Origin of the sequence: Neisseria sp. HMSC073G10, assembly GCF_001812605.1 — a bacterium.
In the GTDB taxonomy this organism is placed as follows: domain Bacteria; phylum Pseudomonadota; class Gammaproteobacteria; order Burkholderiales; family Neisseriaceae; genus Neisseria; species Neisseria subflava_A.
Map to the genome: position 1 here is coordinate 1 of NZ_KV809528.1, position 19548 is coordinate 19548.

Genomic DNA, 19548 nt, shown 5'->3' on the forward strand with positions numbered 1-19548 from the left:
GCCGTCTGAATTGCTCTTTCAGACGGCCTTTTGAGGTTTCTATATCTATATTCTTAGTCGGCGAACTGTTTTTTCATTCGTTCGCGTCGCTCTTGCGCTTCTACGGACAATGTCGCGGTCGGACGTGCCAGCAGGCGTTTGAGGCCGATGGGTTCGCCGGTATCGGCACAGAAACCGTAATCACCTTCATCAATGCTGCGGATAGTCGCTTGCACTTTATTAAGAAGTTTACGCTCGCGGTCACGGGTGCGCAGTTCTAAAGCGTATTCTTCTTCTTGAGTAGCTCGGTCGGCAGGATCGGGAGCGGATTCGTGCTCTTGAAGATGGCCGGTAGTGGTGTTTGCATTTTCAATCAGCTCTTCTTGCATTTTAACCAGTAGTTCGCGGAAGAAGGCCAATTGGTCGCTGTTCATGTAGTCCTCTTCAGGACCATCCCAGTTTAAAATATCTTGTTCTGTCAGCTTTGCCATGGTGTCTGCTTTCGGTTTGTTGTTAATGATTTGGATGCTACGGGTTTGCTTTTATTGGGTTTTCTTAAATTTCCGTTTTGGAAATTGGGCGAATCATATCATGTTTTACCTATTCATTTGTTCCTTATATTTCGATTTGCACTTTTTTGCACTACCTTACATCTAAATGTATTAAAGCGCTTTTTAGGACGTTGTATTTTTGGTCGTTAATACCTGCTGCGCTTTCAGACGGCCTATTGAAGCAACCATAGGTTGGTTTGCTGGATAAGTTGGGGAAACCATCTGGCCAACCACAACCATAATAAGAGTGCCAACAAACTGCCTGAAAAATCGTATCGTCCTGCGCGTAAGAAGGAAAACGGTTTGAGCAATGGCTGCAGGATTCGTTCGATGGCATAAGTCAACGGCGAATAGCGACCTTGTATGCTGGACACCATTCTAATAATCAGACCGATAAGTAATGTATAGGCCGCGGCTTTCAGCATATGGAGTGCGGCAAACCAGAAGTTTGCCAAAATCAGCTTATTGCTGATGGACAGCGCCGGCGAGATGAAAATAATGGCGGTACAGGCAAGGTAGTACACCAGAAAACCTGCGGGCAGGCAGTACCAATCGGTTTTCTCGCCGGATGGAAATGCTTTTTGCCAAGGTTTGGTCAGCCAGCCTGTTGCCTGTATGCTGAATTTGAGCAGGGGATGTTCTGCTGCCAATCCTGCGTATCGGAGCAAAAAGCGCGTGATACACAGGATGGCAATAGCGTCTGCCAATAATAGGAGCAAGTCGCCGCGCATGTTCAGACGGCCTTGTATTGTTGCGCCATTTCTTGCGAACGTTTGACGCAGGCTTCCACGCCCTGTTCGATGGCTTCGGCAACGTGACGGGCTTTGAAGGTTTCGATGGCTTCGTGTGTCGTGCCGCCTTTGGAAGTTACGTTTTGCTGTAATTGTGCGAATGCTTCGCCGGTTTGTTCGGCCAAAGCCACTGCGCCTTTAAATGTGGCGAGGCTCAGTTCGCGTGCATCTTGTTCGTTGAAACCTTGTGCCAAAGCCGCATTTTGGAGCGCGCCCAACAGATAGAAAACATAGGCGGGGCCGCTGCCGCTGATGCCGGTAATATTGTGGAGTTGCTTTTCCTCGTTCAGCCAAACGGTCGTGCCGACAGAGCGCATGATGCCGTCGGCAGCTGTACGGTCGGCTTCTGAAACGCCTGCATCGGCAAACATACCGGATACGCCCAAGCCGATTTTGGCCGGCGTATTGGGCATGATGCGTACGATACGGCGTGTGCCGCCCAGATAATGGCTGAGGGTATCGATGGACAAACCTGCCGCTACAGACAACACCAGCGCGCCATTCAAACGGATGTTTTGACAGGCTACCTGCATGTCTTGCGGTTTGACGGCGAGAATGAGGACATCGTCCGCACTCAATTCGGGCAGGTTTTCAGAAGTGGCTACGCCCAATTCTTGCACCAGTTGCGCACGTCTTTCGGCGCCGCGTTCGACAATGTGGACACGATAGCCGTCTTGTTTGACCAAACCGCCTGCAATGGCAGTCGCCATATTGCCGCCGCCTAAAAAGTAGATGTTCATAAATTTCCTTAATTTTTTAAATGAGATACATTTGCTGAGGTCGTCTGAAATACCGTTTCCATCATACCGACAAAATTTCAGACGACCTTTTCACCAACGGACGCTTTCGGGCAGTGATGTTCGGTATAAACCCTGTTTTTCCAAACAATCCAATCCTTCTTTTTTAAAAGTTTCCGCTAAAGGGCGTTTATCGCGGGTTTGCCAAGCTAGCCCGCAAGCTTCAAACTTTTTGATTTTCCTACTGAAATAATCATTAGCTGCGGTACGATAAGCATTATCGTCAATAGAATAATTCCCGTCCGCCAAACGCTTCCCGCGGAAATCCTCAATAGAAGGCGGCGGTTCGCCTTTAATTTCCCAAAAATCTATTGCTGCCGGCTTTTTGGGTTTGCACCAGCCCGATAAGGATTCACATTGATACCAGCCCATCAACCGACAACCCGTTAAGGTCAAACCAAGCAAAACGACCGAGATAATCTGTTTCATTGGCTGCCTTCTCCTTTTTGTTTTTGTTCCCGTCTGCCGAAAATCGCGCTGCCGATGCGGACATGGGTTGCGCCGCATTCTACCGCGATTGGCATATCTCCGGACATACCCATAGACAAAACATCTGCTTCGACGCCTGCCGCATTCAACTCGGCCAACAACCGCTGCATGGTATGAAACTGACTGCGCAACTCATCGTCGCTGCTGTCGGCCTTGGCCACACACATCAATCCGCATACTTTAATATTCGGCAACTTGGCCACTTCAAGGGCCAGCGCAACCGCTTCATCGGGCGCCACACCGTGTTTCGCCTCTTCCGCGGCAATGTTCACTTCAATGCACACCTGCAACGGCGGCATTTCAGACGGCCTTTGTTCGCTCAAGCGCCGCGCCGTTTTCAGACGACCTACCGTATGCACCCAATGTGCGCGTTCGGCCACAAATTTGGTTTTATTGGACTGCACATCGCCGATAACGTGCCAAACAATATCCGGCAAATCAGCCAGCGTTTCCGTTTTTTCAAACCATTCCTGAATATAGTTCTCGCCAAAATCGCGCTGACCGGCCGCATACACTTCGCGGATATCGTCTGCCGGAAACGTCTTGCTGACCGCCACCAGCTTCACCGCATCCGCAGGCCGTCCTGCAGCCTCTGCCGCCTGTTCAACCGCCCGGCATACGTCCTGATAGTTTTGTTGCAATACCGACATGGTTTTCTCCTTTTACCCGTTCATCACTCGGCATTTTAAAAATTTTACTTGGTCGAACGGATTTATCTATTTAAAATAAAGCGATTTTATTATTCTAAACCAAAACAAGGCCACATTATGCAGATTACCGACTTACTCGCGTTCGGCGTAAAAAACAAAGCCTCCGACCTCCATTTGAGTTCGGGCATTTCCCCTATGATACGCGTACACGGCGACATCCGCCGCATCAACCTGCCCGAGATGAGTTCGGAAGAAGTCGGCACCATGATTACCTCGGTCATGAACGACCACCAGCGCAAGCTCTATCAACAGGATTTTGAAGTCGATTTCTCATTTGAGCTGCCTAATGTTGCCCGTTTCCGCGTCAACGCCTTTATGACCGAACGCGGCCCGGCTGCCGTATTCCGTACCATTCCGAGCACCGTTCTGACGCTGGAAGAATTGCGTGCGCCGCGCATTTTCCAAAAAATTGCCGAAAATCCGCGCGGTTTGGTCTTGGTAACCGGCCCGACCGGTTCGGGTAAATCCACCACGTTGGCGGCGATGGTCAACTACATCAACGAAACCCAACCGGCCCACATTCTGACCATCGAAGACCCGATTGAGTTCGTCCACCAAAGCAAAAAGGCGCTCATCAACCAACGCGAGCTGCATCAACACACCCACAGCTTCACCAACGCCCTGCGTTCCGCACTGCGCGAAGACCCCGACGTGATTTTGATCGGTGAGATGCGCGACCCTGAGACCATCTCCCTCGCCCTGACAGCCGCCGAAACCGGCCACTTGGTTTTCGGCACGCTGCACACGACCGGCGCCGCCAAAACCATCGACCGTATTGTCGACGTATTCCCTGCAGGCGAAAAAGAAATCGTGCGCTCCATGTTGTCCGAATCCTTGCGCGCCATCATTTCCCAAACCCTGCTGAAAACCCGCGACGGCAACGGCCGCGTCGCCGCACACGAAATCCTGATTTCCACACCGGCCGTGCGCAACCTCATCCGCGAGAACAAAATCGCCCAAATCAACGCCGCCCTCCAAACCGGTCAGGCCCACGGTATGCAAACCCTCGATCAAGCCCTGCAAACCCTTGTCCGCCAAGGCACCATCAGCCCAGAGCTGGCACGCAGCAAGGCGCAAAACATCGAAAACCTCTCTGTTTTCTAAACCATACTCAGGCCGTCTGAACCCCATCATCCCGTTTTCAGACGGCCTTTCAGCCTGACCGAATACCCGTTTTAAAGAGAATCATCATGAGCGACCTCGCCCCTCTGCACGACCTGTTAAGCGAAATGGTGCAAGCCTACTCACAAAAAAACCAAGCACCGCACATCCCCACCCCGGCCGAAATCGGCACGCATCTTCATCCCCTGCTCGACCGTATGTGTGAAGAGGCCGAAAAACGCAACGCATCCGACATCTTCATCAGCGCAGGCTTTCCCCCTGCCATCAAAGTCGGCGGCACCCTCACGCCCATGCCACACAAAGCGCTGACCGGCGCGGACACCGCCGCCATCGCCGAATCCACCATGAACCCCGACCAGCTCGAAGCCTTCAACCGAGACTGGGAAATCAACTATTCCGTCCAATCGCGCAGCAACACGCGCTACCGCGTCAACGCCTACCACGAGCAAGGCCGCGTCGGCATGGTATTGCGCCGCGTCAGCCAAGACATTCCCGAAATGAAGACCCTAGGTTTGCCCGAAAAGCTCCAAGAGCTTGCACTCGCGCCGCGCGGCCTGCTGATCCTCGCCGGCCCGACTGGTTCGGGTAAATCCACCACCATGGCCTCCATGCTCAACTACCGCAACCAAAAGCTGCCCGGCCATATCGTTACCATCGAAGACCCCATCGAGTTTATCTACAAACCTTGCCGCAGCATCTTCACCCAGCGTGAAATCGGCATCGATACCGACAACTGGAAAACCGCCGTTCAAAGCGCCATGCGTCAAGCGCCCGACGTCGTCTGTATCGGCGAAGTCCGCAGCGAAGAAAGCATGGAATACGCCCTCCAACTGGCTCAAACCGGTCATCTGTGCGTTTTCACCATCCACGCCAGCACAGCCTCCCAAACCATCGAGCGCATCATCAACTTCTATCCGGAAGACCGCCGCCAACAGGTCTTGATGGATTTGGCGTTGAACCTCGTCGGCATCATCGGCCAACGCCTCGTCGTCAAGAAAAACCGCCAACGCACGGCCGTTACCGACCTCCTGCTCAACACTCCGGCCATGCAGGACCTAATTTTCAAAGGCGAATTGCTGGAAATCCGCGACCTGATGGCACGCTCCGGCAGCAACGGCATGCAGACGTTCGACCAAAACCTCTTCAACCTCTATGCACAAGGCCAAATCGAACTCAGCGAAGCCCTGCGCCAAGCGTTTTCCGCCAACGATTTGCGCCTGCGCATTCAAATGCACGACGAGGGCAACAATACCGAGCGTCTCTACGACCGCATCAGCGACCTCAACCTGATGACCTGATGACGCAGGCCAAACAAGGCCGTCTGAACAGATGTGGAAACGAAATCAAGCATTTCGCCGTATCCGTTCAGACGGCCTTATCTCATTTAAAGCATTCTGAAACCGACTGAAAATCCTGTTAAAATCCAATCATTCATCTCATAACAAATAAAACAACCCAACCATGAACACCCCGCCACTCAAACCTCTGATCATTGCCTCCCTACCCGTCTTCGCCAGCGTATTCATCGCCGCCACCCTTGTTTGGCACTTTAACACCCCCAAACTTGCCATGCCCTTCGTACTCGGCATTATTGCCGGCGGTTTGGTCGATTTGGACAACCGCCTCACAGGCCGTCTGATCAACATCGTCATCACCGTCGCCCTGTTTACCCTCTCCTCACTGCTTGCCCAAAGCACCATCGGCACAGGCGTTCCCTTCATCTTGGCCATGACCCTGATGACTTTCGGCTTCACCATCCTCGGCACCGTCGGCCTCAAATACCGTACCATCGCTTTCGGTGCGCTCGCCGTCGCCACCTACACCACGCTGACCTACACCCCCGAAAGCTACTGGCTGACCAATCCCGTCATGATTCTGCTGGGCACCGTCCTATACAGCGTCAACACCCTGATCTTCCAAATCATCCTGCCCCACCGCCCCGTCCAGGAAACCGTCGCCAACGCCTACGACGCACTCAGCAACTACTTCGATGCCAAAGCCGACTTTTTCGACCCCGACGAAGCCGCATGGCTGGGCAACCGTCAAATCGACCTGGCCATGAGCAACACCGGCGTGATTACCGCCTTCAACCAATGCCGTGCCGCACTTTTCTACCGATTACGCGGCCAACACCGCCATCCGCGCACCGCCAAAATGCTGCGCTACTACCTCAGCGCGCAAGACATGCATGAACGCATCAGCTCCGCCCACGTCGATTACAGCGAAATGGCCGAGCAGCTCAAAAACACCGACCTCATCTTCCGCATCCGCCGCCTGCTCGAAATGCAGGGTCAGGCGTGCCGCAACATTGCCGCCACCCTGCGCAACAACAAACCCTACGCATACAGCAAACGCCTCGGCCGCGCCATGGAAGGCTGTCGCCAATCCCTCGGCCATTTTGCCGAGACCCACGCCGACAATGCCAACCTCCACAATATCCGCCGCCTGCTCGACAACCTCAGCAGCGTCGATTACCAACTGCGGCAACTGCAAAACGATGCGTCCCTTGCTGAAAACGACAACACCGACACCCGCATTGCCGCCCTTGAAAACACCAAGTTCCGCAACATCGGCGAGACCGTCCTCAGCCAGCTCAATTTCGAATCCGGCGTCTTCCGTCATGCCACCCGCCTTTCCATCGTCGTGGCCGCGGCCTGCATCATCGTCGAAATCCTCCATCTCAACCTCGGCTACTGGATTCTACTGACCGCCCTCTTCGTCTGCCAGCCCAACTACACCGCCACCAAAAGCCGCGTGTACCAACGTATCGCCGGCACGATTCTCGGCGTGATTGTCGGTTCGCTCGTCCCCTACTTCACCCCGTCCGTTGAAACCAAACTCTGGATTGTCATTGCCAGCACCACCCTGTTTTTCATCACCCGAAGCTACAAATACAGCTTCTCCACCTTCTTCATCACCATCCAAGCCCTGACCAGCCTTTCGCTTGCCGGTTTGGACGTGTACCACGCCATGCCCATCCGCATCATCGACACCATCGTCGGTTCCGTTATCGCATGGGCCGCCGCCACCTACCTCTGGCCCGATTGGCGTTACCTCACCCTCAGCCACACCGCCGCCCAGACCATCACTGCCAACGGCCGCTATCTCGACGCCATCCTCGACCAGCTGCAAAACGGCAGCCGCGACGATGTCGACTACCGCCTCACCCGCCGCCAAGCCCACGAAAGCACTGCCGCCCTCAGCAGCACCTTATCCGACATGAGCAGCAACCCGAAAAAATACCAAGACCGCCTGCAAGACGGTTTTACCCTGCTCAAAACCAGCTATGCGCTGACCGGCCACATTTCCGCGCTCGGCGCATACCGCGACCAGGTTCATCACGACGGCAGCGATACCTTCGCCCCATATGCCCGCCTGACCCACCACATCGCCGAACTCCTCAAACAAATGCCGCAGACCGAACCGGCCACCTTCGATGCAAGCATCGAAGCCATCCGACAGGAATTTGCCGATTTGGAGCAGACCGACAAAGAGCAGTCCCAACAAAACCAAATCCTCAAACACCAACTCGACCTCATCATCCGCCAGCTTGCACCGTGTTATCAGGCATTGCACAGACAGTCGGATACACAAACCGCCTAAACCGATAACACATTTCAACAAAATAAATAAGGCCGTCTGAAACCTGATTTCCAGATTTCAGACGGCCTTTATTCAGCCATCGAGATTAAAACCGATTACGCGCCGCGTTTTTCCAAAGCGGCTACGGCAGGCAACTCTTTGCCTTCCAAGAATTCGAGGAACGCGCCGCCGCCGGTGGAGATGTAGCTGATTTGGTCGGTTACGCCGAATTTGGCAATCGCCGCCAGAGTGTCGCCGCCGCCTGCAATCGAGAACGCATCGCTTTGGGCAATCGCTTCGGCCAATACTTTGGTACCGCCGGCAAATTGGTCAAACTCGAACACGCCGACCGGGCCGTTCCATACGACAGTGCCTGCGGCTTTGAGCAGCTCGGCCAAAGCAGCGGCGGATTTCGGGCCGATGTCCAAAATCATGTCGTCTTCGGCAACGTCGGCAATGTCTTTCACCACAGCTTCCGCATCGGCGGCGAAGGCTTTAGCGACAACCACATCGGTCGGCAGCGGAACAGAGCCGCCTTTGGCCGCCATTTTCGCCATGATTTTTTTGGATTCTTCCACCAAATCGTGTTCGGCCAAAGATTTGCCGATGGCTTTGCCTTCTGCCAACAGGAAGGTATTGGCAATGCCGCCGCCGACGATCAGTTGGTCGACTTTGTCGGCCAAAGATTCGAGGATGGTCAGCTTGGTGGACACTTTGCTGCCGGCAACGATGGCAACCATCGGATGAGCCGGTTGTTTCAGGGCTTTGCCCAAAGCGTCGAGTTCGCCCGCCATCAACACGCCTGCGCAGGCAACCGGTGCGGCTTGGGCAACGGCTTCAGTCGAAGCTTGGGCGCGGTGGGCGGTACCGAATGCGTCGTTAACGAACACGTCGCACAAAGAAGCGTAGGCTTTGCCCAGCTCCAAGTCGTTTTTCTTCTCGCCTTTGTTGATGCGCACGTTTTGCAGCATCACGACATCACCGGCGTTCAAAGTCGGTTTGTTTTCACGCCAGTCGTTCAATACTTTCACGTCTTTGCCCAACAGTTTGCCCAAATGCGCAGCAACAGGCGCTACATCGTCTTCAGGATGGAATTCGCCTTCGGTCGGACGGCCGAGGTGGGTCATCACGATCACAGACGCGCCGTTGTCCAAGCAGTATTTGATGGAGGCGAGCGAAGCGCGGATACGGGTATCGTCGCTGATGTTGCCGTCTTTGAACGGTACGTTCATATCGGCGCGGATCAGAACGGTTTTGCCTTGAACATTTTGTTCAGTCAGTTTCAAAAATGCCATGATGATTCCTTTGTGATGGTTGGAAACGGGAATGTTTGGGATTATCCGCGAATGAGGCGCGACGGTAAAGATTGGCAACGGCCGCGCTTGATGTGAATCAGCAGATAAGGCTGCAGGCCGTCTGAAACATTCGGCCAATCTTTCAGATTTTCCGCTATACTTTGGCAATTGATTTTCATTTTACGGATTGAACCATGTTACGCCGAATTACTTTAATGCTTGCCTTCGCGCTGCCTGCCGCCTCATGGGCGCAGACGCTTTCCGAAACCCTGCCCAACGGTCTGAAAATCATCGTCAAAGAAGACCACCGCGCGCCTGTGGCCGTTTCGCAGATTTGGTACAAAATCGGCAGCGTGGATGAAAAACCGGGCAAAAGCGGCCTGAGCCACGCTTTGGAACACATGATGTTTAAAGGCACGAAAGACGTTCCCTCCGGCGAATTCAACCGCCGCGTATCCGAGCTGGGAGGACAAAACAATGCCTACACCAACCGCAATGAAACGGTGTATTACGAAAACGTCGCCGCCGCCAACCTGCCCGAGATTCTGAAGCTCGAAGCCGACCGCATGCACAACCTCAACTTCAGCGACAAAGAATTCCTCAACGAGATGAACGTCATCCGTGAAGAACGCCGCCAGCGCACGGAAGACACGGCCGACGGCAAAATGTGGGAGCAAGCCTATCTTGCCGCCTTTACCCAACCGTCCATGCGCGCCTCCGTCATCGGCTACATGAAAGATTTGCACACCCTAAAAGCCGACGACTTGCGCGCGTGGTACAAACAATATTACGCGCCCAACAATGCCGTATTGGTCATTGTCGGCGATGTCGATGCCAAACAAACGCTTCAGACGGCCGCCAAACTCTTTGGCGATATTCCGGCCAAAGCCCAGCCGCCGCGCAACAAGCTCCATACCGAACCCTATTTGCGCAAGCCTGTTACGGTCAAAGCCACTTCTCCGGTTACACACCAGCCGCTGATTGCCATCAACTTCCGTGTGCCGAAACTCCAAAAACTCGATGACACGATGCCTTTCGCCCTCGACATCCTCTCCGATATTTTGGCAGGCAACGCGTCCAGCCGTTTTGATAAAAACCTCGTGCGCGGCAAGCAAACCGCATTGAACGCAGGAACGCATTACGACATCATCAGCCGTGAAATGCCGCTGTTCAGCGTAATGGCCATGCCTGCCGAAGGCGTGAAAACCGATACCCTGATTGCCCAGCTGCGCCAAGAAATCAAAGACATTGCCGACAACGGCGTTTCCGAAGAAGAATTGCAGCGCGTCAAAACCCAAGCAGCGGTCAGCGAAATCTACGCCAAAGACTCCATGTCTTCCCAAGCCTCCATGATGGGCCGCCTCGAAGCGCGCGGTTTCCAATATACCGACGAACAAGAAATCCACCGCCGCCTACAGGCAGTCAGCGCGCAAGAAGTACAGGCCGCCGCCCGGATGTTGACCGACGAGCGCATGAGCACCGTCATCATCGAGCCGCAAAAACCTGCCGCCGCGCCAAGCAAAAAAGCTGCCAAACGCCGATAAACACCAGGCCGTCTGAAAGCCCATACCCTTTCAGACGGCCTTAACAGAAAGCCACAACATGAAACCCACCCTGCTCGCCCTTGCCCTACTCCTGCCCTTAAGCGTCCAAGCCGCCACCGACATCCAACGCTGGCGCAACCGCGACGGCACCCAAATCCTCCTTGTCGAACGCCACGAAAACCCCATCATCGACCTTGAAGTCAGCTTCAAAGGCGCAGGCAGCGTCGCCAATCCGGACGGCAAAAGCCAAGTTGCCGAATTTACCGCCGCCCTTCTGACCGACGGCACCCAAGAGCTGGACGAAGAAGCCTTTAATGCCGAAGCCGACAACATCGGCGCACAAATCAGCAGCGACAGCAATGCCGAAAGCGCGTCCGCAGGCTTCCGCAGCCTCAGCAAAGCCGACATCCGCGACAAAGCCGCCAACTTGCTCAACCACTCGCTGACCCGTCCGCGCTTTGACGAAGCCGTTTTCCGCCGCCGTCAAATCCAATCCATCACCGGTTTGCAACAACAGGAAACCACCCCCGACTACACCGCCACGCGCGAAATGACCAAACTCATCTACCCGAACCACCCCTACGGCAGCGGCGCAAACATAACCGTCGACAGCCTCAAACAAGTTAGTCTGGACGACATCCGCGCCTTCCACCGCACCCACTACGGCAAAGACAACGCCATCGTCGCCATCGTCGGCGACCTCAACCGCAAACAGGCAGAGCAACTGGTCGAGCTCGTCCTCAAAGACCTGCCGGCCAAAGCCACCGCAACCCACGCCATCCCGCCCGTTCCCAAACAAACCGCCCAAAGCCGCGACATCCCCTTTGCCGGCACACAGGCACAAGTCCTGCTCGGCACCTCCCTCATCAAACGCCACGACCCTGACTACTATGCCCTCGTTGCCGGCAACTACATCCTCGGCGGCGGCGGTTTCGACAGCCGCCTCATGAAAGTTTTGCGCGACCAACACGGCTACACCTACGGCGTATACAGCAGCCTCGCCCCGGCGACAGAAGAAGGCACGTTTGCCGTTTCCTACTCCACCCAAAAGAAAAACACCAAAGCCTCACTGGCCGACACCCAAGCCGTCATCGAGCAGTTTATCGCCGAAGGCCCGACCGAAGCCGAGCTGAAACAGGCCAAAGCCAATATCGTCGGCGGCTTCCCCCTGCGCTACGACTCCAACGACAAACTGCTCAACTACCTGAGCCTGATCGGCCTCTACGACCTGCCCAACGACTACTTGGAAGCCTACCCCAAAGCCATTAACAGCCTGACCGTCGAACAAGTCCGCGACACATGGCAACGCCGCGTCAAATTCAAAGACCTCAACATCGTCGTTGTCGGTGCAGAATAAAACGCTTTAAAGTAACAGGCCGTTTGAAAGATTTTTCAGACGGCCTGTTTTCATTCTGTCGGTTTGCTGATCTTGTCATCAGAGGCCACTCTAATCAATAAAATATCAGTCACAATCAGCTGTTGTTGTACATTTATAATGAAAGCAAAGACATCATAAATAGCCTCTCTATTACTGAAGCCGACAAATATAAAGGCCGTCTGAAACCCAAATCTCAGGTTTCAGACGGCCTTTTTTAACCGGTCAATTACTTATTCAACCGTTACCGATTTAGCCAAGTTGCGCGGTTTGTCCACGTCTGTACCGCGTGCGAGGGCGGCGTGGTAAGACAGGAGCTGCACGGGGATGGTGTGCACAATCGGCGAGAGTACGCCGACGTGGCGTGGGGCACGGATAACGTGCACGCCTTCGGTGGCGTTGAAGTTGCTGTCGAGGTCGGCGAAAACGAACAGTTCGCCGCCGCGTGCGCCGACTTCCTGCATATTGGCTTTCACTTTGTCCAACAGGCTGTCGTTCGGGGCAATCACGACAACAGGCATGTTCTCATCCACCAAGGCCAACGGGCCGTGTTTCAACTCACCCGCAGGATACGCTTCGGCGTGGATATAGGTAATCTCTTTCAGCTTCAATGCACCTTCAAGGGCGATTGGGAAGTGGATGCCGCGACCCAAGAAGAGTGCGCTGGTTTCCTTGGCAAATTTTTGCGCCCAAGCGGCGATTTGCGGCTCCAGATTGAGAGCGTGCTGAATGCTGCCCGGCAGTTGGCGCAATTCTTCAACGTATTCACGCGCTTGTTCGTCAGAAACCAGGCCGCGCTGTTTGCCCAAGGTAACGGCCAGGCCGAACAGGACAACCAGTTGGGTCGTGAACGCTTTGGTAGAAGCGACGCCGATTTCTGCGCCGGCGCGTGTGTACAGTACCAATTCGCTTTCACGCGGCAGGGCGGATTCCATCACGTTACAAATAGACAGGCTGTGTTTGTGTCCCAAGGATTGCGCGTATTTCAGGGCTTCCATGGTATCCAAGGTTTCGCCGGATTGGGAAATGGTGATGACCAGTTGTTTCGGATCGGCAATCACGTCGCGGTAGCGGTATTCGCTGGCGATTTCCACGTCGGTCGGCACTTTGGCGATGGATTCGAGCCAGTATTTGGCGGTCAGCGCGGCATAGTAGGACGTACCGCAGGCAAGGATTTTGATGCTGTGGATGTCGTCGAATACTTCGCGTGCATTCGCGCCGAAGTTTTCAGGTTCAAAACCGCCGTCCAAGAAGACTTCGGCAGTATCGGCGATGGCGCGGGGTTGTTCGTGGATTTCTTTTTGCATGAAGTGGCTGTATGGGCCCAACTCCAAAGAAGCCAAAGATAATTCGGACACTTTAATCGCGCGTTCGGTTTGCGCACCGGTTTTGTCGAGCAGTTTTTCGATGCCGTTTGCGTTCAGCAGGGCGATGTCACCGTCTTCCAAATAAGCGATGCGGCGGGTAAAGGCGATCACGGCGGATACGTCGGAAGCGATGAAGGTTTCTTGGTCGCCCAAGGCCACCAACAGCGGGCAGCCCATGCGCGCAACAACCATTTGTTCAGGGTTGTCTTGTGCGATAACGGCGATAGCGTACGCACCGTGGAAACGGGCAGTCGCAGCTTGAACGGCTTCAAACAGTTTGCCGCCGTTTTGTGTGTATTCGTGGTTGACGCTGTGGGCGATGACTTCGGTATCGGTTTGCGATTCGAAGGTGTAACCCAACGCTTTCAAGCGTTCGCGTTCGGCTTCAAAGTTTTCGATGATGCCGTTGTGGACAACCGCGATCATGCCGCCGGAAATGTGGGGGTGGGCGTTAGGCTCGGTTACGCCGCCGTGGGTTGCCCAACGGGTATGGCCGATGCCGATATGGCCGAACACGCCATTTTCACGTGCTGCATCTTCCATCAGCTGAACACGGCCGACACGGCGGACGCGTTTGATTTTGCCGTCTGTATTTACGGCGATACCCGACGAATCGTAGCCTCGGTATTCAAGGCGTTTGAGACCGTCGGTCAGAAAATCGACTACATTGTGATTGGCGCGAATAGCACCTACGATACCGCACATATAAGTTCCTTAGTATCAAAAGTTTGAGAAAATGACTGCTGCTCCGGCTCCCGAAAGCGGCAGTCGGAAAATGCCGTTTTCTATTCATTGAAATGGCAAATCTGAGTTTCAGACGGCCTGTTGTTTCTCAAGGCCGTCTGAAAACAAACTAAAAGATCAACCTTACTTCTTATCGCCTTTTTCCGGACGCACCCAGCCTTCGATGACGGTTTGGCGCGAACGGGCGAGAACGAGTTTGCCGTCTTCGCAGTTGCGGGTAATCGCGCTGCCCGCGCCTGTCGTCACTTTGTTGCCGAGGGTAACGGGAGCAACCAGTACGCAGTTTGAACCGATGCGCACTTCGTCGCCGATGACGGTTTTGTGTTTGTTCACGCCGTCGTAGTTGGCAATAATCGTGCCGGCGCCGAAGTTGGTTTTGTTGCCGATCTCGGCATCACCGATGTAGGTGAGATGGTTGGCTTTGGTGCCGTTGCCGATGGTGGCGTTTTTGACTTCGACGAAGTTGCCGATGTGTACGTTGTCGGCCAGTTTGGCTTGCGGACGCAAACGGGCGTATGGGCCGATTTGGTTGTTTTCGCCGACTTCGCAACCTTCAAAATGAGAGAATGGGGCAATTTTGGTGTTGGCACCGATTTTGGCGTTTTTGATCACGCAGTTGGCACCGATTTCGACGTTGTCGCCGAGTTCGACTTCGCCTTCAATCACGACGTTGACGTCAATCACGACATCTTGTCCGTGTTTCAGACGGCCTCGTAAATCAAAACGTGCCGGATCACGCAGGGTTACGCCTGCTTTGAGCAATTCTTGCGCCTGTTCGGTTTGGAAAATACGCTCGAGTTCAGCCAGTTGGAGTTTGTTGTTCACGCCGGCGGCCAGATGGGAGGCGCGGACTTGAACGGGATGAACTTTGATACCGTCGGCAACGGCTTTGGCAATGAGGTCGGTCAGGTAGTATTCGCCTTGGGCATTGTTGCTGGAAAGGCTGTTCAACCAAGCTTCGAGTTTGGCGTTAGGAAGAACCAAAATGCCGGTATTGATTTCTTTCACGGCTTTTTGGGCGGCATCGGCGTCTTTTTCTTCGACAATGGCGGTTACGCTGCCGTTGCTGTCGCGGATGATGCGGCCCAAACCTGTCGGGTCGTTGGGCACGTCGGTCAGCAGGCCGACTTCGTTGCCTGCGGCTTCGAGCAGGGTTTCGAGGGTGGCTGCGTCAATCAGGGGGACGTCGCCGTACAACACCAGCGTGCGGCCTTCGGCAGACAGGTGCGGCAGGGCGGTTTTGACGGCGTGGCCGGTACCGAGCTGTTCGGTTTGTTCAACCCAAACGACATCGCGTTTGACGGTGTCCAAGACTTGCTCTTTGCCGTGGCCGATGACGACGCAGATGTTTTGGGGATTCAGGGAGGCGGCGGTGTCGATAACGCGCTCAACCATGGGAAGGCCGCCGATGCGGTGCAGCACTTTGGGCATTTTGGAGTACATGCGTGTGCCTTTGCCGGCAGCAAGGATGACAATATTTAAAGCTGTCTGAGCCATGATACGGTTTCCGTTGTCGTTGTTTGAGGCCGTCTGAAAAGTGTGGCAACAAGTGTTGGTTGTTTTTCACTCCGTTTCAGACGGCCTTGGGGATATTGTTATTCGGTTGCTGGCTGTTGGTTGGCAAATTGTGGTTTTTGCCAGTGCTGGCCGCGTTCGCCGTGTTCAGCATAATCCGCTTGATTGGATTGGACGGCGCGGCGCTCTGGGCGGAACTGGTTGTAATTCATGTTTTTAGAATAAGTACCGTCCTGATAAACGATAGGCGTGCCGTTAGCATATTTTTGGCGTACGGCGGTACGGCCGGATTCGTTGGTGTAGGTTTCCCAAGAGCAACCGGCCAAAACGGCGGCGGCGGTCAGAATTAAAGCGAGTTTATGCATGATGTTGTCCTTGTTTTTAAATGTCGGCAATACCGTGTATTGTACTTGTTTTTGCAAAACTTCACGGCAGTTTTGTGCAAACTTCAAGCAAACCCTGCATATCTTTCGCTATGCCGTCGGCAAATGGCAGCGGATGGGCCTTTTCGCCGTACCAAACGGTCTTCATGCCCAAGGCTTTGGCTTGGTGCAGATTGTCGGCGCTGTCGTCCACCATAATGCACTGTTCGGGTTTGACGCCCAACAGGCGGCAGACGTTGAGATAGGCCTGCGGATTAGGTTTGTAGAGCAGGCCGAAGTCGTCCGTGCCGAACAAGCCGTCAAAATGCGCTTCCAAGCCCAACGTTTCAACCAATGCGCGGACATAAAACGAAGGCCCATTGGAAAATACGGCTTTTCGCCCTTTCAGACGGCCTAAAACATTATCAGTTCCATCCATACCCTCCACCTTTACCAAAATTTGCTTAAGTGGATGACTTTCAAGCAAAAATTCATCGATATCAACTTCGGGATGGTGGATTTGCAAACCAGCAAGCGTCGCGCCGTATCGGTGCCAATAATCTTGGCGCAGTTGGGAGGCGGCTTCTTCGGAAAGCTTCAGACGGCCTGCCATGTATTCGGTCATGGCGCGGTTGATGATGTAGAAAATGCCGGCTTCGGCATTGTGCAAAGTATTGTCGAGGTCAAACAGCCAAACGGGGGAATGATTCATATCGTGCCTTGATATGCAGATTTTGTTATGATATTTCGTATTTTACCCGCACAAAGGAAAGAGAATGAAACTGAAATTGTCCGCAGTGGCTCTATTACTGGCCTCGGCAAACCTGTACGCCCAAACCGAAGTACGTCTGGCCGTGCACAAATCCTTCAGCCTGCCCCAATCCGTCATCGCGCAATTTGAAAAAGCCAACGATGCCAAAGTGTCCGTCATCAAGGCAGGCAGCGGCAACGAAATGCTCAACAAGCTGATTTTGAGCAAAGCCAACCCGATTGCCGATGCAGTTTACGGTTTGGACAACGCCAACATCGGCAAAGCCAAAGCCGCCGGCGTCCTCGCCGCCAGCCAACCCAAATCCGCACCCGTAACCGCCTCCCTGCCCGATGCGCTGGCCGTCGATTACGCCTATGTCGCCATCAACTACGACAAAAAATGGTTTGAACAGAAAAAACTGCCCCTGCCGCAAACCCTGCAAGATTTGACCAAACCGGAATATAAAAACCTTCTGGTGACCCCGTCTCCCGCCACATCCTCGCCCGGCCTCTCCTTCCTCTTGGCCAACATCGGCGGCATGGGTGAAGAAGGCGCGTTCAAATGGTGGGCGCAAATGCGCCAAAACGGCGTGAAAGTCGCCAAAGGCTGGAGCGAAGCCTACTACACCGACTTCACCCAAAACGGCGGCGCCTATCCTCTCGTGGTCAGCTATGCCACCAGCCCGGCGGCCGAAGTCCACTACTCCAAAGGCAAATACAGCACCCCGCCCACCGGCAACCTCTTCCTCAAAGGCGGCACATTCCGCCAAGTTGAAGGCGCGGCCGTTTTAAAAGGTGCGAAACAACCCGAGCTGGCGGCCAAACTGGTGAGCTGGCTGCAAAGCGGAGAAGTGCAAAAAGCCCTGCCTGCCGAAATGTGGGTCTATCCGGCAGTCAAAAACACACCGCTGCCCAAAGTATTCGAGTTTGCCCAAACCCCGAAACACAGCGATTCCCCCAACCGTGCCGACATCAACACCAAACAAAAACAATGGGTGAGCCGTTGGAGCAAAACCGTTTTACGTTAAACCGAAAAACTTAAAAACACATCAAGGCCGTCTGAAAAAACAAATCATTAGTTTTTCAGACGGCCTTGTTTTACAATGACCTTTTAAACAACTTCACACGCACACACAATTATGAATTTCGATCTTCAAGTCCTCTCTTCGTTCTCCGGCTGGGAACAACTCGCCCAAACCGGCATGTCTTTCGGTACCAACCTGCTGGCCGCCTTAGCCATCTTCTTTATCGGCCGCTGGGTCGCCACGCGCGTGGTGACACTGATGAAAGCTGCGCTGATACGCGCCAAAGTCGATAAAACGCTGGTCAGCTTCCTCGGCAACGTCGCCAACATCGGCCTGCTGATCCTCATCATCATCGCCGCACTGGGCAAACTCGGCATCCCGACCACTTCCGTTACCGCCTTGATCGGTGGCGCAGGCTTGGCCGTGGCTTTGTCTTTGAAAGACCAACTGTCCAACTTCGCCGCCGGCGCACTGATTATCCTGTTCCGCCCATTTAAAGTCGGCGACTTTATCCGCGTCAACGGTTTTGAAGGTATCGTCCGCGAAATCAAAATGGTGCAGACCTCTTTGAGCACGCCGGACAACGAAGAAGTCGTCCTGCCCAACAGCGTGGTCATGACCAACAGCATCACCAACCGCTCTTCCCTGCCCCTGTGCCGCGCCCAAGTCGTTGTCGGCGTCGACTACGCCTGCGACTTGAAAGCCGCCAAAGCCGCCGTATTGAGAGCGGCAACCGAGCATCCATTATGTGTTCAAACCGAAGAACGACCTGCCGTCGTATACATTACCAACCTTGGCGACAGCGCCATCGAAATTACCCTTTGGGCGTGGACGCAAGAAGAAAATCTCGGCCCGTTCCGATTCGCTCTGAACGAGCAAGTAGTTGAAAACCTGCGCGAAGCCAACATCAACATCCCATTCCCACAATGTGATGTCCACCTCATTCAGCCGAAAGACTGATTTCAGCTTTCAGGCCGTCTGAAACCCGGCAGGTCAAACGCCCGCCCCATTCCACCCTTTTCTATAAGGAGCCGCCATGTCCCATCTGCAAACCATCGCCGAACACCTGACCAGCCGCCGCCAAACCGTTACCTGCGCCGAGTCCTGCACCGGCGGCCTGCTTGCAGGTGCGCTGACCTCCCTCTCCGGCAGCTCGCAATGGTTTCACCAAAGCTTCGTCACATACAGCAACCAAGCCAAGCAGGAGCGTCTCGGTGTCATGCCCGATACCTTGCTGAAACACGGTGCGGTCAGCCGCGAGACCGTCTATGAAATGGCACGCGGCGCAAAGGCCGTGGCGCAGGCAGATTACGCCTTGAGTATTTCCGGCATCGCCGGCCCCGGCGGCGGCAGCGCGGCCAAACCGGTCGGCACAGTCTGGTTCGGCCTGGCCACGCCCGAAGGTTCGTTTGAACAAACCGCGCTTTTCACAGGCGACCGCGAAGCAGTAAGGGCGCAAGCCGTCGAATACGCATTGGCTTTCTTGGCGGAACATTTGGTTTAATAGAAAAAACACAGGCCGTCTGAAATCTGGAAATCAGGTTTCAGAC

Annotated in this window: 18 protein-coding genes; 8 read left to right on the forward strand and 10 right to left on the reverse strand. The window is 54.3% G+C overall.

The annotated features are described in order from the left end of the window. Positions 1 to 53 precede the first annotated feature (53 nt). The 5 genes from dksA to HMPREF2865_RS05975 all read right to left on the reverse strand — a co-directional run bounded on the left by dksA (position 54) and on the right by HMPREF2865_RS05975 (position 3257). The gene (gene dksA / locus HMPREF2865_RS05955) at positions 54 to 470 is read right to left on the reverse strand and encodes an RNA polymerase-binding protein DksA (RefSeq protein WP_049344904.1); all 417 of its coding nucleotides are present in this window, start codon (positions 468 to 470) and stop codon (positions 54 to 56) included. Positions 471 to 703: 233 nt separating this feature from the next. Further along, positions 704 to 1261, reverse strand: a complete 558-nt coding sequence (locus tag HMPREF2865_RS05960; RefSeq protein ID WP_049344905.1) for a YggT family protein — start codon at positions 1259 to 1261, stop codon at positions 704 to 706. A gap of 2 nt (positions 1262 to 1263) precedes the next feature. Then, positions 1264 to 2061 carry a pyrroline-5-carboxylate reductase gene (gene proC / locus HMPREF2865_RS05965; RefSeq protein ID WP_070646394.1) on the reverse strand — a complete coding sequence of 266 codons (798 nt, stop codon included), beginning with the start codon at positions 2059 to 2061 and terminating at the stop codon, positions 1264 to 1266. A 90-nt stretch (positions 2062 to 2151) separates the two neighbouring features. Continuing rightward, on the reverse strand, positions 2152 to 2547 hold the full coding sequence (locus tag HMPREF2865_RS05970; RefSeq protein WP_070461559.1) for an RNA-binding protein: 396 nt from the start codon (positions 2545 to 2547) through the stop codon (positions 2152 to 2154). Beyond that, the gene (locus HMPREF2865_RS05975; RefSeq protein WP_070646396.1) at positions 2544 to 3257 is read right to left on the reverse strand and encodes a YggS family pyridoxal phosphate-dependent enzyme; all 714 of its coding nucleotides are present in this window, start codon (positions 3255 to 3257) and stop codon (positions 2544 to 2546) included. The genes HMPREF2865_RS05970 and HMPREF2865_RS05975 overlap by 4 nt, the downstream gene beginning before the upstream one ends. Before the next feature lie 117 nt (positions 3258 to 3374). Here HMPREF2865_RS05975 and HMPREF2865_RS05980 point away from each other — a divergent pair, with 117 nt between their 5' ends. The 3 genes from HMPREF2865_RS05980 to yccS all read left to right on the forward strand — a co-directional run bounded on the left by HMPREF2865_RS05980 (position 3375) and on the right by yccS (position 8042). Next, positions 3375 to 4421, forward strand: coding sequence for a type IV pilus twitching motility protein PilT (locus tag HMPREF2865_RS05980; RefSeq protein WP_004519239.1), 1047 nt, complete (start codon positions 3375 to 3377; stop codon positions 4419 to 4421). Between the two features lie 86 nt (positions 4422 to 4507). Continuing rightward, a complete protein-coding gene (locus HMPREF2865_RS05985) occupies positions 4508 to 5737 on the forward strand; it encodes a PilT/PilU family type 4a pilus ATPase (protein ID WP_070646398.1) in 1230 nt (409 codons plus the stop codon). Between the two features lie 163 nt (positions 5738 to 5900). Further along, positions 5901 to 8042, forward strand: a complete 2142-nt coding sequence (gene yccS, locus HMPREF2865_RS05990) for a YccS family putative transporter (protein ID WP_070646400.1) — start codon at positions 5901 to 5903, stop codon at positions 8040 to 8042. A 95-nt stretch (positions 8043 to 8137) separates the two neighbouring features. Here yccS and HMPREF2865_RS05995 read toward each other — a convergent pair whose 3' ends face one another. Beyond that, a complete protein-coding gene (locus tag HMPREF2865_RS05995) occupies positions 8138 to 9316 on the reverse strand; it encodes a phosphoglycerate kinase (RefSeq protein WP_036493913.1) in 1179 nt (392 codons plus the stop codon). A gap of 194 nt (positions 9317 to 9510) precedes the next feature. Between HMPREF2865_RS05995 and HMPREF2865_RS06000 the strand changes: the two genes are divergently transcribed. Continuing rightward, positions 9511 to 10860, forward strand: coding sequence for a M16 family metallopeptidase (locus tag HMPREF2865_RS06000; protein WP_070646402.1), 1350 nt, complete (start codon positions 9511 to 9513; stop codon positions 10858 to 10860). A 58-nt stretch (positions 10861 to 10918) separates the two neighbouring features. Then, positions 10919 to 12217, forward strand: a complete 1299-nt coding sequence (locus tag HMPREF2865_RS06005) for a M16 family metallopeptidase (RefSeq protein WP_070646404.1) — start codon at positions 10919 to 10921, stop codon at positions 12215 to 12217. Positions 12218 to 12468: 251 nt separating this feature from the next. On the opposite strand, the gene glmS is transcribed toward HMPREF2865_RS06005, so the two are convergent. The 4 genes from glmS to HMPREF2865_RS06025 all read right to left on the reverse strand — a co-directional run bounded on the left by glmS (position 12469) and on the right by HMPREF2865_RS06025 (position 16935). Further along, the gene (glmS, locus tag HMPREF2865_RS06010) at positions 12469 to 14307 is read right to left on the reverse strand and encodes a glutamine--fructose-6-phosphate transaminase (isomerizing) (protein WP_070646406.1); all 1839 of its coding nucleotides are present in this window, start codon (positions 14305 to 14307) and stop codon (positions 12469 to 12471) included. A gap of 162 nt (positions 14308 to 14469) precedes the next feature. Further along, positions 14470 to 15843, reverse strand: a complete 1374-nt coding sequence (gene glmU / locus HMPREF2865_RS06015; RefSeq protein ID WP_070606609.1) for a bifunctional UDP-N-acetylglucosamine diphosphorylase/glucosamine-1-phosphate N-acetyltransferase GlmU — start codon at positions 15841 to 15843, stop codon at positions 14470 to 14472. Between the two features lie 98 nt (positions 15844 to 15941). Continuing rightward, the gene (locus HMPREF2865_RS06020; protein WP_070646569.1) at positions 15942 to 16226 is read right to left on the reverse strand and encodes a spore cortex protein; all 285 of its coding nucleotides are present in this window, start codon (positions 16224 to 16226) and stop codon (positions 15942 to 15944) included. Positions 16227 to 16287: 61 nt separating this feature from the next. Further along, positions 16288 to 16935: a pyrimidine 5'-nucleotidase gene (locus HMPREF2865_RS06025; RefSeq protein WP_070646408.1), complete on the reverse strand. Its 648-nt coding sequence runs from the start codon at positions 16933 to 16935 to the stop codon at positions 16288 to 16290. Between the two features lie 64 nt (positions 16936 to 16999). Between HMPREF2865_RS06025 and HMPREF2865_RS06030 the strand changes: the two genes are divergently transcribed. The 3 genes from HMPREF2865_RS06030 (at position 17000) to HMPREF2865_RS06040 (ending at position 19502) form a co-directional block, all read left to right on the forward strand. Continuing rightward, positions 17000 to 18001, forward strand: coding sequence for a thiamine ABC transporter substrate-binding protein (locus tag HMPREF2865_RS06030; protein ID WP_070646410.1), 1002 nt, complete (start codon positions 17000 to 17002; stop codon positions 17999 to 18001). A 111-nt stretch (positions 18002 to 18112) separates the two neighbouring features. Beyond that, complete coding sequence (locus HMPREF2865_RS06035) at positions 18113 to 18958, forward strand: mechanosensitive ion channel family protein (RefSeq protein WP_070646412.1); 846 nt, start codon at positions 18113 to 18115, stop codon at positions 18956 to 18958. Between the two features lie 76 nt (positions 18959 to 19034). After that, complete coding sequence (locus HMPREF2865_RS06040) at positions 19035 to 19502, forward strand: CinA family protein (RefSeq protein WP_070646414.1); 468 nt, start codon at positions 19035 to 19037, stop codon at positions 19500 to 19502. The last annotated feature ends 46 nt before the right edge of the window (positions 19503 to 19548 follow it).